General features: G+C 65.5%; 8 protein-coding genes. 6 read left to right on the forward strand and 2 right to left on the reverse strand.

The window, feature by feature from the left end; translation table 11 throughout:
- Positions 1–80: 80 nt before the first annotated feature.
- Positions 81–2,804, reverse strand: a complete 2,724-nt coding sequence (locus ACP15P_RS17830) for an extracellular solute-binding protein (protein WP_424929825.1) — start codon at positions 2,802–2,804, stop codon at positions 81–83.
- Positions 2,805–3,066: 262 nt separating this feature from the next.
- On the opposite strand from ACP15P_RS17830, the gene ACP15P_RS17835 reads away from it, so the two are divergent.
- From ACP15P_RS17835 to ACP15P_RS17845, 3 genes are all read left to right on the forward strand, one after another.
- Complete coding sequence (locus ACP15P_RS17835; protein WP_424929826.1) at positions 3,067–3,447, forward strand: hypothetical protein; 381 nt, start codon at positions 3,067–3,069, stop codon at positions 3,445–3,447.
- 79 nt (positions 3,448–3,526) lie between these two features.
- Complete coding sequence (locus tag ACP15P_RS17840; protein ID WP_424929827.1) at positions 3,527–8,671, forward strand: glycosyltransferase; 5,145 nt, start codon at positions 3,527–3,529, stop codon at positions 8,669–8,671.
- A 92-nt stretch (positions 8,672–8,763) separates the two neighbouring features.
- Positions 8,764–11,196, forward strand: coding sequence for an Ig-like domain-containing protein (locus tag ACP15P_RS17845; protein ID WP_424929828.1), 2,433 nt, complete (start codon positions 8,764–8,766; stop codon positions 11,194–11,196).
- Positions 11,197–11,207: 11 nt separating this feature from the next.
- Here ACP15P_RS17845 and ACP15P_RS17850 read toward each other — a convergent pair whose 3' ends face one another.
- Positions 11,208–12,122 (reverse strand): hydrogen peroxide-inducible genes activator, encoded by a 915-nt coding sequence (locus ACP15P_RS17850; protein ID WP_424929829.1) that lies wholly within the window; start codon positions 12,120–12,122, stop codon positions 11,208–11,210.
- A gap of 97 nt (positions 12,123–12,219) precedes the next feature.
- Between ACP15P_RS17850 and katG the strand changes: the two genes are divergently transcribed.
- The 3 genes from katG (at position 12,220) to ACP15P_RS17865 (ending at position 15,857) form a co-directional block, all read left to right on the forward strand.
- Positions 12,220–14,424: a catalase/peroxidase HPI gene (katG, locus tag ACP15P_RS17855; RefSeq protein WP_424929830.1), complete on the forward strand. Its 2,205-nt coding sequence runs from the start codon at positions 12,220–12,222 to the stop codon at positions 14,422–14,424.
- Positions 14,425–14,789: 365 nt separating this feature from the next.
- The gene (locus ACP15P_RS17860; RefSeq protein ID WP_424929831.1) at positions 14,790–15,107 is read left to right on the forward strand and encodes a hypothetical protein; all 318 of its coding nucleotides are present in this window, start codon (positions 14,790–14,792) and stop codon (positions 15,105–15,107) included.
- A 51-nt stretch (positions 15,108–15,158) separates the two neighbouring features.
- Complete coding sequence (locus tag ACP15P_RS17865) at positions 15,159–15,857, forward strand: L,D-transpeptidase (protein ID WP_424929832.1); 699 nt, start codon at positions 15,159–15,161, stop codon at positions 15,855–15,857.
- Positions 15,858–15,861 lie beyond the last annotated feature (4 nt).

A 15,861-nucleotide genomic window follows, 5' to 3' on the forward strand; every position in this document is an offset into this window, starting at 1 on the left:
GCCATGAGCGTAGCAGCTTCCCGACACCGTTCAAGCGTCGCGCATTCTCCGGCGCGGCGGCACCGCCGGGCAGCGCCACCCTACTCTGCCGCCTCCACCACATCCCCCCATTCCTCGCGGATCTCCTCCCAGGCGGCCTCAACCGCCGCCGCGGCCTCCACGGGCGACAGGTCCCCAAGCGCGACCGCAACGGCCGCGTCGTCCATGACACCACCGGCATAGGGGCCCAGCACCTCGTTGAGGTAAAGCTGATGATATTCACTGAGCGTCAGTTCCCCCGCCACCTCCGCCAGCATCGCATCCCCGATCGCCGTGTCCGCGCCCGCGATTGCGGGAATGCCAAATCCCATCCCTGCAATCGCCGTCTGACTCTCCAGCCCGGCCAGAACGCTGACGAAATCCACCGCGGCCTCCGGCGCCTCGTCATTGATGACCCAGCTGTCGACCCCGCCATAGGTCAGCGCACCATCCACGCCCAAATCCCGCGGCGGGAACGACACCCGCACCAGTTCCTCCGCCATGGCTTCCGCCCCACCGGGCCAGTTGCGTGCGGCCCTGGCCCGCAGCCAGTCCCCATTCAGACTCATGGCCGCATTGCCGCCCACGAACATCCCCGTGGCCTCGCTCTCGGACGTACCGGTCAGGTCAGGCTGAAACGCATTCGCCCCGGCCAAATCCGCCAGCATTCCACCCGCGCGCAAAAACGCGTCCGCCCGGAAGCCCTCACCGCGTCCCGCCAGCGCGTCGTCCACAACCCCGCGGCCGCCGAGCGCCTGCGCAAACATGCCCCAGTAAATCCCCACGGGCCAGGCGTCTTCCGCCCCCGCGGCCAGCGGCGTGATCCCCGCCGCCCGCAACGCCCGCACGGCATCCACAAATCCCTCCCACGTCTCCAGGTCCTCCGGCACAACCCCGGCCTCCGCCAGAAGCCGCCGGTTGGCCCAGAGGCTGATCAGCGTCATGCGCATGGGAACCGCGAAAATGCGGTCGCCCACCATCAGATTGGTCAGGGCCCCCGGCTTGTAGCGCAGCGCCAGGCCCGCGCCCATTTCCTCCGTCAGGTCCCGCGCAAACCCGGCCTCCGCAACCGACCGCAGATGCCCGCCCCCATAGGTCAGGTAAATGTCTGGCGGTGTTTCCGAACCCAGCATCAGGAGCAGATCCTCCTTGTACTGAATGTCCGGTCGCACGTCGTATTCGATCATCGTGCCGGGATGCTCCGCCTCATAGGTATCGGCGATCCCGCGCCAGTAGTCGTGGACCTCCGGAAACCGTTGATGCGTCGCCACCCGGATCACCTCCGCTTCGGCCCCCGGCCCCTGCTGCGCGATGGCTGCCAGCCGGTGGATCGCCCCACGATGGGTCCTGCCGGCTTCCGACCCCAGCGCCGCACCCGCCGTCAGGCCAACCAGGCGCAGCAGCGTCACGTCATCGAGATACCCGGATGGCAGAAACCCGTTCGCCTCCTGAAACGCCGCCAGCCCGCCCCGGCTTCCGGCCCCGATCAGCCCGTCAATGGGCCCCGCGTAATACCCCGCCTGGGCCAGCAGCACCTGAAACCCGCGCCAGTCCGCTCGGTCGAGCCCCAGCGACGCCTCCGTCGCCGCCAGCACCGCCTGATCGACCTCCACCGCCGCCGGGTCCTCCGGCACATCCGGCAGGCTCGGCGGCACCTCCACCTCCCCATCCGTCAGCCCGGCGATGCGCTGTTCGGCCAGAGGCACAAACAGACTGTTGGGATACTCAGCAATGAAGGACCGGAATATCTCGTGATCCGAGCTCTCCCGGATCGACAGCCACACGAGGCTCTCCTGATCCGGCGGCCGTTCCATCGACAGGTTGTCGACCTCAAGGGCGGCCAGCGTGAAATCCGTCCCGGAAAAATCCACCCCGGGCAGAAGCCGCGTATAGACCACGACCGCCGCATGACGCTCCACCGGATGCTCAAACGCCGCGATCGTTGTGGTCAGTAGCTCCGCCAGTTCCCGTGTCGCCCGGTCCACCTGTTCCAGACGCGGGCCCAGATACACGTCGTCGATCAGCGACTCCTCAACCCACGGGATCTGACTGCCATTGGTCAGGTTCCAGACCGTCTGCCGCACCCGCCGCACCATCGGACCCACCTCAAGATCCGGCTGGTCAATCCACTGCAGCAGGGCCGTGGTAAACGGGCTGTTCCCGTCCTCACCGTCCCGCGCCACCGCACCGGGCGCCGCGGAAAACACGATCAAAAGCCCCGCGCTGCTGCGGATGCGCCCCAGCTCATGGCTGGCCGCATTCCCACTCGACAGGCCCGGACTGCCCGGCAACCCATGCCGCGACGGATCGGTCCGGCAGGCATCAAGGATCAGAACCGCCACATCCGGCTGGGAAAACGCAAATGCCGCATGCAGTTCCGCCTCGCGCAGGGACGACGACACAACCGCATCCGGGTTCTCCACCCTGCTGTCCACGGGCAGGAGGTAGTTCTCCCCGTTCATCTGCATCCCGTGACCGGCATAGAACACCAGGGCCACCTCCGCCCCGTAACTGGCCCGCCCAAACTCAATAATCGCGTCGCGGGTCGCCTCCAGACCCAGGTCGGTCCGCTCGATGACCCGAAACCCCAGCGCCTCCAGCTTGTCCGAAATCGCTTCCGCATCATTGCGCGGATTGGCCAGCGCCGGCACGCTGACATAGTCGCTGTTCCCTATAACCAGCGCGATCCGGTCGGTTTCCCCATCCTGCGCAAACGCCCGCCCGGCCACCATCAGGCAGACCAGCAGACCACGCAAAATCGTATAAGGAACACCCGAATACTGCATGAGCTTTTAATCCGGCATACAGATACCATCCACCTTTACAGTACCCTGCCCAGCGTTTTGCGGCAAATCAACTGTTTGATTATTTCGCGTTGCACCACGCCCCGACCGTTCCCGCGCCGAACAACTCAACAATAAAGTGTGGAAATTTGAGGAGTTTTGGAGTAGCGTAACTGTGAACAGGGGGGCTCTGTTGACCGTGACACACAGGGACGAAGGTAAAAAACCATCGAGACTCACGCGGTTACTTGTCGCGGGTGCCGCGATGGGCACCATTCCCCTGCTACAGGTCGGCTGCGCCCCGGCCGACGACCAAAGTTTCACCCCCGCATCCGGCACACCCGCAACCGCCTCCGTCAGCGCCGCCGAGCAACAGCAGCTCTGCGCCCGCGCCATGGAGACTGAGGATCCCCGAGATGTCGAGGCGCTGCTCCTGGCCGATCCGTCCGGCGGCTGCGTCAACGCCACGCTCATCGCCATGCCCGCAGCGACCCTCACCCAGGTCTCTCCAGCCGTACTCAACCAGCTGCCAGCAAGCGTGCAGCGGAACCTGCCAAACCGCGCCAAGGTCTACCTGCGCCTCCCCGACCGCAGCAGCAGTAACAGCAGCAGCGGTGGAGGTGGTGGCGGCAGCGGCGCCTACTGATGCCCCATCCCACCTGAGCCCTCCCGTGAACACGCAGCCCACATGACGGTTGACCCCAAACCCCGGAGGACAGCCGCCCATGTCGCTCGATAACCGCCATTTCACGGAAGCGGACACAACCACCGCCCAATCCCCACGGCCACCGCCCGACGATGCCGCGCTGCCCAGCACCACCGTCATCATTACCAGCTTCAATTACGGCCATTTCCTGCGCGCCTGCATCTACAGCGTCCTGAACCAGACCCGCCCCGCCGATCAGATCATCATCGTCGATGACGGCTCAACCGACGCCTCCCGCGACATCCTAGCGGAATACCAGGACGGCCCCGAAATCATCCTGCGTGAAAACGGCGGACAGGCTGCGGCCTTCAACGAGGGCTTCGCCCGCGCCACCGGCGAGGTGGTCTTTTTCCTCGACGCCGACGACCTGCTCCACCCCCACGCCCTGCAAACCGTGCTCGACTTCTGGAACCCGCAGGCGTCGCTGATGTCCTTCGGGCTTGAGATGATCGACGCGGACGGGCGCAGCATCGGCACGCATCCCTTTTCGCTCAACGCCAATGATGGAGACAACCGCCCGCGTCTTCTGCGCAGCGGCGCAATCTCCGGGCCCTTCGCCTTCGCGCCCACCTCCGGCAACGCCTTCAACCGCGAATTTCTCAAGTCCTGTCTGCCCATGAACGAGGAGGACTGGCGCATCTGCTCCGATGCCCTGCTGGTCCGCGCCGCCGCGCTGCATGGCCGCATCGGCTCCATTCCCCGCGTTCTGGGCAGCTACCGCATCCATGGCGGCAACAACTATTCCCGCAGCGACAGTTTCGACAGCTGGTCCACCCGCCGCGGCCTGCGCGACATGGACATCTCCGCCTCCGCCCTGGAAACCCTCGCGACGGACCCGCTGACCTTGCACCAGGACCCCGACCGCGACGCGCTCAAACTCATGCTGCTCCTGCGCGCCCTGGAAATCCGCGCGAACATCGCCATCTGGACCCGCGATTTCGCCACCTACCGCGCCCAGGCCCGCCGCGCCATCGCCACGATCCTGACCGGCGAAAGCCCCCTGCGCCAGCGCCTCGCCGCAGCCATCGGCATCCTGCACGCGGTCATCGCCACCCACAGGAAGCCGCCCATAGACCCCACATACGAACCCGGCGCCGACACCATCACCTGCCGCCCGGCGTTCCTCTTTGGCCGCGACGGCGCACGCAGCTTCGACCGCCTGATGCGCCCGCGCTTTACGGAAGTTTTGCACTGGAATACCGACTTCCTGTTCGACCAGAGAGGCATCCACCAGAACACCCTGGCCGAGGGCTGGTCCGCCTCCACGCTCGACGGCTGCTGCACCAGTCTCGGCCACCGCGCCGCGCTGGAATTCGCGCTCGACCCCGGCCCTGGCCCCATCGACTTCACCCTCTCCCTCAGCCCGCATCACCACGACCACCCGCTCCGTTTCGAAATCCGCAGCGACGGCAAAACCCTGTGGCGCGGACCGGAAGAGGCCTGCCACGACATCCGCTTCGCCCTCGACCGCGACCCCTGGGAACCGCAGCAGAAATTCCGGCTCGAAATCTCCTGCACGGAAAGCCCGCCCCCCTGGTACCGCCGCCTGAAACGCCGCCGCCCGCCGACCTTCAACCTCTGGAAGCTCCACGCCGCCACCCGCAGCGACAACGAGGCCTGGCCGCTCATTCCCACCGGACACCACGCTCCCATGGGTGACATCGTAGGTGCGGACCCCGCCTCCGAAGGCTGGTCCGCCACCCCCAACGGAGCGGCCTCAATGATCGGCGACACCGCCATCCTTCGCCTGACACTCCCGCCCGGCCCCCGCCGCTACGACGTCGAACTCATCATTGAGCGCGACAGTCCACCCGAATGGCTCCAGGTCAGTTGCGGCGACCAGAACCTGTTCACCGGCCAGGCCGCGCCCGGCAGGGCGATCCGCCTCCCCCTGCCCCGAAATGGCGATTATGCCGCCACCCGCTTCGCCCTTAACCTGTCCCTCTCCAACCCCGACACCGACCGGCCCTTCACCGTCTCGCGCATCGGCCTGGTGGCCAAAAGTGCCGCGACCATGTCCCCCGCGGCAGCCCATCTCACCGGCTACGGCGCGCCCCGTCTCACTCCCGGCCAGGTACTGCACATCGCCGACAACCTCACCGCCCCGCGTTTCATGCCCGGCGGTTGGGACGCAATCGATGGCAACGGCATCCGCAACACCGATGCCGAAGCGGAGATCGCCTTTTCACTTCCCCCCGGCACGCGGAAACCGGCCCTGCGCCTCACCCTCCGCCCGGTCCTTCCGCCCTCACCGGCCCGGCGTCACGTCATCGGCATCTCCCGCGACGGCGACATGCTGCAATCCGCCGAGCTTCTCGGCCCCGGCGAAATCACCGTCCCCCTGCCCGAAGATGACACCGACATAATCCTCACCATCCACTCGGTCCTCACCCCGCGCGACGACGCGACAGGAGCCGAAATCACCCCCGCCGTTTTCGAACTCACCGCCCTCGCCCTCGACGGCACCGCTGCGCCGCTGCCGCTCACCCCGGCGCAACCGCGTGGCACCGACCGGCCCTCGGTCCTCGATCTGCTGGCCCGCGTCACCACCCTGGCCGTCAGTGACCCCGGCGGGACAATCGACGACCGCCTCGACCTCCGCGCCCGCCTCGCCAGCGCCCTGTGGCAGTCGGACACCCGCGTGCTTGAGGGCATCGTCACACAACCGAGCGCCCTGGCCGATCTTGAACGCTTTAGCGCCACCATCTCCGCCGCGCCCCTGACCGACCCGGAGCACGCCCTCGTCTCCGCCATGCACGCCACCTGGGCCGACACACCGACCCCGCAAAACCGCCTGCGGATCTTCCTTGTCTCGCTCCTGCTCATCCCCGCCTTCAAATGCCCCGTCCTGCCCGATCTTGCCAGCACACCCGCCCTGCTGCTGCGCCGCTCCGACACCGTCGCGGCCTGGCTCGGGCGGGAGCCGGATTTCTCCCACGCTGGCGAGTCCGCGCCTTACATCCGCTATCTGGAAACCCTGTTTGAGCAGATCGACACACTGCTGGCCGAGGAACGCCCCGGCACCGCCCTGCACGACTTTGCTGCTGAAATCCTCATGGGCCTGCACAACACCAAGGCCCTGTTCGTCACCGGCAATCTCCGCCGCATGATCCGTCTGCGCAGCCGCTGCATCGAGCGCCTGCTCACCCTCTCCGGCGCGACCCTCGCCCATCCCCGCACACCACGCCCCAACGCTGACAAACTTCGCATTGGCGTCTTCATCCGCAGCCTCTCGCCCAACCCCGAAACCTGGTCCGCCAAAGCCATGTATCACGGTCTCGACCGAAGCCGATTCGAGCCCGTTCTTATCCTGCAAAACGACGCCGAAGACGCGGTGGATACCGGGGATATTTTCGCGCAAACGATCATTCTCAATGATCACTCCGTCGAGGCCGCCGTGGCTCAAATCCGCGCCCTCGACCTCGATCTGTTCGTACCCGGCGCCTACATCGCGAACTGGGAAACGGTCACCTCCATCGTGGCCCACCGCCTCGCCCGGCTTCAGATCACCACCTGCTTTAACTGCCCCACGACGCTGGGCTTCAGCAGCTTCGACCACGTCATCGCATGGCAGGGCACAGAAAGCCCGGAAATCCAGGCCCAGTACACCGAGCCCATGGCCTGGATCGCCGAGCCGCTGCAATGCTGCTTCGATTTCAGCGACATCCCCAAACCCGACGATCCGCCGGAGCTTGTACGTACCGGCTTCGGTCTGTCCGAGACAGCCACGCTCCTCACCTCCGGCGCCATGATCCACAAGATACAGCCCGCCCTGATGGACGCCTGGGCGCGCATCCTGGCAGCCAGCCCGGACAGCCATCTGATCCTCTACCCCTTCGCCCAGGTCTGGGCCATGTCCTGCGCCCCCGACCTGTTCCGCCGCGCCCTGAACGCGCGCCTCGCGGAACACGGCGTCAGTTTCGACCGCGTCACCATCCTGCCTCGGCAAACACCCTACGAGATCCGTCGTATCCTCGCCGCCAGCGACATCTATCTCGACAGTTTCCCGTATTCCGGCGCCACCACCGTCTGCGAGGCCTATGCCTGCAACTGCATCGTCGTGGCGCTGTTCGGCGAAACCCTGCGCGAACGCACCGGCGCGGCCTGGCTCCTTGAGTACCGCACGCCCGAACTGATCGCCCGCACCCCCGACGACTATGTCGATATTGCCACCCGCCTCGTCCGCGACGCGGATTTCAGCACCACGATGCGGGCGCGTATCAGCGACACCCTCGCCTCCGGCCCCGCGCCCCATGCCGATTTCGCCCGCTTCGGCACGACCTATTCCGACACGCTCTGGTCACTGGCGGACACCTGCGGCCTCTTCCCCGGCCTCGGCACACAACCGCCAGACACATCCGACCCCACCTGGCCGGAATTCCGCAGCGCGCCGCCGCCCAAACGCCGCCGCAAGACCGGCGCATCCACCACACAACAGCGCCTCGTCGTCATGGGCCTCGCCCGCACCGGCTCCACACTGCTCTGCGAAATCATATCCCGCGGCAAAGATACCCTGATCGACCACGAGCTTTTCCACCACGAGGAAATCCAACTCCGCAGCGGTGTCCTCCGCGACCCAACCGCGCTCGCCCTGCGCGACGCCGACCCAGTTTCCTGGCTGGAAAACCACATCGCCAATGGCCTCGCCCTCGGCTACCGGATCGTCGGCTTCAAACTCTTCCCCCACCACGATCCCCGCGTCATCGACCACATCCTCGACAGCGACAGCTGTTTCGTCATGGTCATCCGCGAGAACATGCTCGCGCAGTACTCGTCCTTCCGCCTCGCCGAACGCACACAGCGCTGGGTGCGCCACCGGTCGGAGGACAGAACCGGGGACCGCATCGACTTCGACCCCGCCGATTTTGAGACGTTTGAGCGCTCCATGCTCCGCTACCGCGACGCCTTCCTCACACCCCTCTCGCGCCGGGGCCATCAGGCGCTCATCCTCGACTACCCGAGCCTGACACACCCCGCGACATGCACCCGGCTCTCGGAATTTCTGGGCCACGAGATACCCCACCGCGACACGCCGGAGATCCTCAAACAGAACACCAGCCACATCGCCGACCGCTTCTCAAACCCCGACGATGTCTTCCGCTACCTTGAAACCCGCGACCTCACCCGCTGGGGCGGCGACGAGATGAATACACAACCCGACTAAACGACCTGTCAGTTTTGCATTTGTGTTAAGTTGCTCACAGTTCGGCTCAACCAATACGTGTTGAATGCCGAACAGCACGGGGGATCCAGTCCATGGCCTACAGTGAAATCCACCTCAGCGACCTCGACGGCGACAACGGCTTCCGCCTTCCAGGCCTCGATCATTCCGATCAGGTCGGGTGGTCCGTTTCCGGCGCGGGCGACGTCAACAACGACGGCATCGCCGACCTCGTCATTGGCGCGCCCAACATCGCCGCAGGCAAGAGCTACGTCGTCTTTGGCACAGCGGAGGGCTTCGACATCAGCTTCGACCTCGCGTCCCTCGACGGAACCAACGGCTTTCGTCTCGACGGCGCCACCGCAGGCGATGACAGCGGCCGTGAGGTCTCCTCCGCCGGTGACGTCAACGGCGACGGGATCGACGACCTGATCATCGGCTCCCCCTTCTCCGACCCCGCCGGTTCGGCCCATGTGGTGTTCGGCTCGGAGAACGGCTTCGACCCAACCCTCGCCCTGGCCGACCTCGATGGCACAAACGGCTTCGCCATTGAGGGCGTCGATGCGGGCGACAACACCGGCTTCTCCGTCTCCGGCGCGGGGGACGTGAACGGCGACGGTATCGGCGACATGATCATCGGCGCCCGCTACGCGAACCCGCATGATGACGGCCCCTATGGCGAGGCCCATGTGGTCTACGGCTCCGACGCGGGGTTCGAAGACACGCTCAAACTCTCAGACCTCGACGGCACCAACGGCTTCACGCTTCAGGCCACCGGGACCGTCGACAATACCGGCTGGAGCGTCGACGGGGCAGGCGACATCAACGGCGACGGCATCGACGATTTCATCGTCGGTGCAATGGGCGTGACCTACCCCTATGAAGAGGTCGCGGGCGAAAGCTACGTCGTGTTTGGCACCGAAAGCGGCTTCACCGACACCTTCGACCTCGCCAGCCTCGACAGCACCAACGGCTTCCGCATCCACCGCGAGGGCAGTTCACAGCACAATGTCACCTCCGTCTCCCGAGCCGGTGACGTGAACGGCGACGGCTTTGACGATGTTATCATCGGCACCATCGGCCCCCGCGACTACGACGTGTTCGACCCGATCTCCCGCGGCGACAGCTACGTGATCTTCGGAAGCGACGCGCCCTTCGACGCCACCATCAGCCGCGACGATCTCGATGGCACAAACGGTGCCGCGTTTGGCGGGGTTGCGGATGGTGAGGCCGGTCGCTCCGTCTCCGCCGCGGGGGACGTGAACGGCGACGGCATCGACGACCTCATCATCGGCGCCCCGCGCGTCGGCTTCTACGGCTATCCCGGCGTTCCCAACAAGGGCGCGAGCTACGTCATTTTCGGCTCCACCGATGGCTTCGACGTCACCGGGCTTGAAAACTACGCCAACGGCGTGGACGGTTTCGCTATCCGTGGCGATGAGAGAAACGCGCTGAGCGGCCGCTCGGTCTCCGGCATTGGTGACGTCAACGACGACGGCACCGATGACCTGATCGTCGGCGCCTGGAAAGCCGATGGCGATGCCCTTTTCAACTCCGGTGCGGCCTATGTCATCTACGGCGTGCCCGACAATTACCGCCCCACTGCCGTCGATGACGTGGCCTCCATCGCGGGACAGACCGCGCTCACCATCGACGTGCTCGACAACGACACCGACCGGGAGGACGACCCGCTCAGTGTCACCTCCTGGACCCAGGGCGAAAAAGGCACCGTCAGCCAGGCCGCAAATGGACAGCTCATCTACCGCCTCAATGACGGCGCGGAGGGCCGCGACAGCTTCAGCTACACCATCGACGACGGCAACGGGAACAGTCACTCGGCCACCGTCACCGTGCGTGGCCTTGGGTCCGGCGTGAACCTGATCGCGGATTCCGACGCCAACGTCCTGCCCGGCTCCCAATTCGATGACACCATCACGGGCGGCGGTGGCAACGACATCATCACCGGCCGCGATGGCGATGACATCCTCAAGGGCGGCTTCGGCCGGGACGCGATCAGCGGCGACGGAGGTAACGACAAAATCCGCGGCAATAACGGCCATGACCAGCTCTACGGCGACAGCGGCAGGGACAGCGTTTATGGTGGCCGGGGCGACGACTTTCTCGATGGAGGCGGCTCCCGCGACCGCCTGCGCGGCGATGACGGCGAGGACACGATGCGTGGCGGCAATTCCCGCGACGACCTCTCCGGCGGCGACGATGACGACAAACTCTACGGCGAGAAGGGCGACGATACGCTCGCCGGCGACCGGGGCGATGATACGCTCAAGGGCGGCTCCGGCGACGACGTGTTCGAGTTCACCGGCAAAACCCGCGACGGCCAGGACATCATCAGGGATTTCGGGGACGGCGCGGACCTGATCCGCATCGGCAATGACCTGAAATTCCGCGACCTCGACATCAGCGAAGACTCCGGCGGCGTGCTCGTGGAGTGGACCTCAAAGGGCGGTGTCCTTCTCAAGGGTTTCGACATCGCCGATCTCGGCAGATCCGACTTCGACTTCATCTGACGGAACGCCACTCAGCCCGCCGCCAGACGCTCCCGCTGCGCGAGCGCTGACTGCCGCACGACCTCGGATATCCCCGTGAGCTGCTCGGTCAGAGGGCTGGTCCGGCGCCAGATCATGCCAATCGTCCGGGACGGCCTTGGCGGCGGAAAACGCGACACCGACACCTCCGCCGACCGGGTCTCCACATCCACCGCCATTTCCGGGATCAGCGTCACGCCAAGCCCCGTGGACACCATCTGCACCAGCGTCGACAGCGAGCTTCCATCCATGCTCTCCCGCGGCAGGGTCGAGCGCATCCCGCAAAACGCCAGCGCCTGATCACGAAAACAGTGCCCCTCCTCCAGCAACAGCAGCCGCATCTCCGACAGGCTGGACGGTTTCGGCACGGGCAGGTCGCCCTCGGCCACGCTGCGCACCAGAACGAAATCCTCCTCAAAGAGCGGCACCTCGGTCAGCTCCGGCTCCGACACCGGCAGCGCCACAATCGCCGTATCGAGCCGCCCCTCCAGCAGATCCGCGATCAGCCGGTCGGTCTGCGTCTCGCGCACGTTCACGTCGAGATCCCCATGGGACAGCGCCAGGTTCCCGATGATCCGGGGCAGCAGATAGGGCGCGACCGTGGGAATGATCCCTATTCTCAGCTTGCCCACCAGCGCCCCACGCGACGACCGCGCCAGATCCCCGAGATCATCCACCGCCCGCAAAATCTCCCGAACCCGGCCCGCGAAAACCTCCCCAAACGCCGTCAGCCGGATCTGCCGCGCGCCCCGTTCAAACAACGGCGTGCCAAGTGTTTCCTCCAACTCCCTGATCTGCACCGATATCGCGGGCTGGGAGATCGCGCACATGTCCGCCGCCCGCCCAAAATGGCCGCAGGCGGCCACCGCCTCGAAATATCTGAGCTGTCTGAGCGTGAGTCCCTGCATAGGAAAAAATTATCACGCCGATAGGAAAATACAACTTAAACGTATGGAACCCACGTGGTATTGAGCCCGCGTAACGACTTCACACCGGAGAGGAATAATGGACGGAAATGATACCGGCGGCTGCCCGGTCATGCATGGTACGAGCATTGCCGCACGCAACCAAACCCGCGGCAACCGTGACTGGTGGCCCAACCAGCTCAACCTTAAAATCCTCAACCAGAACACTCCGACAACCGACCCGTTCGGCCGGAGTTTCGACTACGCCGAGGAATTCAAAAAGCTCGACCTCAAGGCGCTCAAGGCCGACCTGACCGCCCTGATGACCGACAGCAAGCCCTGGTGGCCCGCCGACTACGGCCATTACGGTCCCCTCTTCATCCGCATGGCCTGGCACAGTGCTGGCACCTACCGCACCGGTGACGGCCGCGGCGGTTCGTCCTCCGGACAGCAGCGTTTCGCACCGCTCAACAGCTGGCCCGACAATGGCGGCCTCGACAAGGCCCGCCGCCTGCTCTGGCCGATCAAACAAAAGTACGGCAACCGCATCTCCTGGGCCGACCTGATGGTTCTGGCCGGCAATGTCGCAATGGAATCGATGGGCTTCAAAACCTTTGGTTTCGGCGGCGGACGCGAGGACGTGTACGAGCCCGAGGAGGACGTCTACTGGGGCGGTGAAACCGAATGGCTGGCCACCTCCGACCGGCCTAACAGCCGCTACTCCGGCGTGCGCGAGCTCGAAAGCCCGCTGGCCGCCGTGCAGATGGGCCTGATCTACGTGAACCCCGAGGGCCCGGACGGCAACCCCGATCCGATGGCATCCGGTCGCGACATCCGTGACACCTTTGGCCGCATGGGCATGAACGACTACGAGACCGTCGCCCTCACCGCCGGTGGCCACACCTTCGGCAAATGCCACGGTGCGGGTGATGCCGCCCTCGTTGGTCCCGAGCCTGAAGCCTCCCCGATGGAGCAGATGGGTCTGGGCTGGAAAAACAGTTTCGAATCCGGACTTGGCGCCCACACCACCGTCAGCGGCATCGAGGGCGCCTGGACGCCGACACCGACCAAATGGGACATGACCTATCTCGAGACCCTGTTTGGATACGAGTGGGAACTGACCAAGAGCCCCGCCGGCGCCCACCAGTGGACGGCTATTGGCGGCGAAGGCACCGTTCCGGACGCCCACGATCCGTCCAAAAAACACGCTCCTATGATGACCACCGCCGACATGGCGATGCGCACCGACCCGGAATACAAGAAGATCGCCAAACACTTCCTGGAAAACCCGGAAGAGTTCGCCGATGCCTTCGCCCGCGCCTGGTTCAAACTGATCCACCGCGACATGGGACCGAAATCCCGTTATCTGGGTGAGGAGGTTCCGGCCGAGGACCTGATCTGGCAGGATCCGCTTCCCCCGGTTGACCACGACCTGATCGACCAGGCCGACATCGCGGACCTCAAGATCAAGATCATGGCATCGGGCCTCTCGATCCGTGAACTGGTCGCAACCGCCTGGGCCTCCGCCGCGACATACCGTGGCTCGGACCATCGCGGCGGCGCAAACGGTGCGCGCATCCGCCTGGCTCCGATGAAGGACTGGGCCTGCAACGATCCGGAGCAGCTGTCGAAGGTGCTCGAGACCCTTGAGACCATCCGCGAGGGCTTCAACGCCGCGCAGTCGGGCAACAAGGCCGTCTCCATTGCCGACATGATCGTTCTGGGTGGCTGTGCCGCCGTCGAGGAAGCCGCGAAAGCGGGCGGTTACGACGTGACCGTGCCCTTTACGCCGGGCCGCACCGACGCCACCGCCGAGCAGACCGACGCGGAAGGCATGGAGGTTCTTGAGCCGGCCGCGGACGGGTTCCGCAACTGGATGAAAGCGGACTACACCCTTTCCGCCGAGGAAATGCTGGTGGACCGGGCTCAGCTTCTGACGCTGACCGCCCCGGAAATGACCGTTCTCATCGGCGGAATGCGCGCGCTCGACGCCAATGTCGGCCATGCACAGCACGGCGTCCTGACCGACCGTCCGGGCACCCTGTCCAACGACTTCTTCGTCAACATCCTCGACATGAACACCACCTGGACCCCGTCCACGGAAGAAAACAACGTGTTCGTGGGCAAGGTGGGCGACGAGGTCAAATGGACCGGAACCCGTGTTGATCTGGTCTTCGGCTCCAACTCCCAGCTCCGCGCCCTGTCCGAGGCCTACGCCCAGGACGACAGCGCCGAAACCTTCGTCCAGCAGTTCGTAGACGCCTGGACCAAGGTCATGAACCTCGACCGCTTCGACGTGAAGTAAGCGGGTTCAGACCGATCAAAACACAGAGGGGCGCGCCGGTTGGTGCGCCCTTTTTTGTAAACTAGTCAGCCCTCGCTCTGATCTACGGGAAAAGCCGTGCCAGCGCCGGACCGGGGGCTGGCGCGCCCAACGACGGCGCAACGCAATTTTATGGCGTCCCGTACCCTTCCGGCACCACCAGCGCGAACCACCTGAGTGCGCCGGCCCTCCCGGACCGGTCCGGCGCAGGCACGGCGGGGCTGAAGCCCCTCTGTTCCGTGCCACCCGCTCAAATGCCCGTGATGCCCCACGCTCCGGGCACGGCCCGCGCCCCGCCACGATTGTTTTTCCCAAAACACACCTCTAAATTCAATCGGATGGACATTTTGCGGCGCGGCCTGATTGTGATGATTGCGGTGCTCCTCCTTCCCTGGGGGGCCTGGGGCGCGACCGTCAAAGCCCAGGGGCCACGGGTCATGCCCGACCACGCCGTCTCCGCTGATGCCGCCACTCTGACAACCCCTGCCAAAAAATGCCGGATTGCCGCCCTCGCTGGCATGGTCTGCGGCCCCGATATGGTGGCCTCGGCCACCACCCTGGACATCCGGACCCGCACCACAGTGGCCGAGCCGTTCCGCACGGACACCTGGCGCGCCGCCAACCGGCCCCAGGCTCCGCCAACCGACCCGCCCCGGTTTTCATAGCCAAAGCGGCGCATGACGCGCCTTTTGTGCAACAAAGACCAGGACACCCCCGTGCTGACACGACGAAAACTTCTCTCCCTTGCCGCCGCGGCAGGTCTCACCGCCTGTGCGCGCCCGGAGCCCGAACCCGCGGCACCCGAAACACCGGCCGCACCTCAATACCCTCCCGTGCCGGATTTTTACCACGCGATCACCGACGAGCCCCATCCGGTTCCGGCAGTGCCCGATGGTTCACTCGCACCCGAATACTGGCGGCAGGAGGTTACAAACCCCTGGCCGGAACACCCCCGCGGCACCATCGTCATCGACCCTAACGACGCTTTGCTGCACTTTGTTGAGAGCCCGGAGCGCGCCATGCGCTACGGCGTCAGCGTCGGTGCCGCCGGGTTCGACTGGGAGGGCACGGCCCGGCTTCAGTTCACTCGCGAATGGCCAGTCTGGAAAGTGCCGGAGAGCATGATCCTGCGGCGACCCGAACTGGAACCCTACTCGGTGGCAAATGGCGGCATGGACCCAGGTCCCGACAACCCGATGGGCGCCCGCGCGCTCTACCTGTTCCAGGACGGCGTCGACACGCTCTACCGCATCCATGGCGACGCCTCGCCCTGGGAGCTGGGCCGCGCGGTGTCCTCGGGCTGCATCCGCATGCTCAACCAGGACGTCATCGACCTGAACGACCGCTCCGTCCACGGCGCGGCCGTCATCGTCCTGCCCTCGCAAAAACCGGAGCTTCTGACCAGCGTCTACTGACCCC

Source organism: Amaricoccus tamworthensis (genome assembly GCF_049800875.1).
Classification (GTDB): domain Bacteria; phylum Pseudomonadota; class Alphaproteobacteria; order Rhodobacterales; family Rhodobacteraceae; genus Amaricoccus; species Amaricoccus tamworthensis.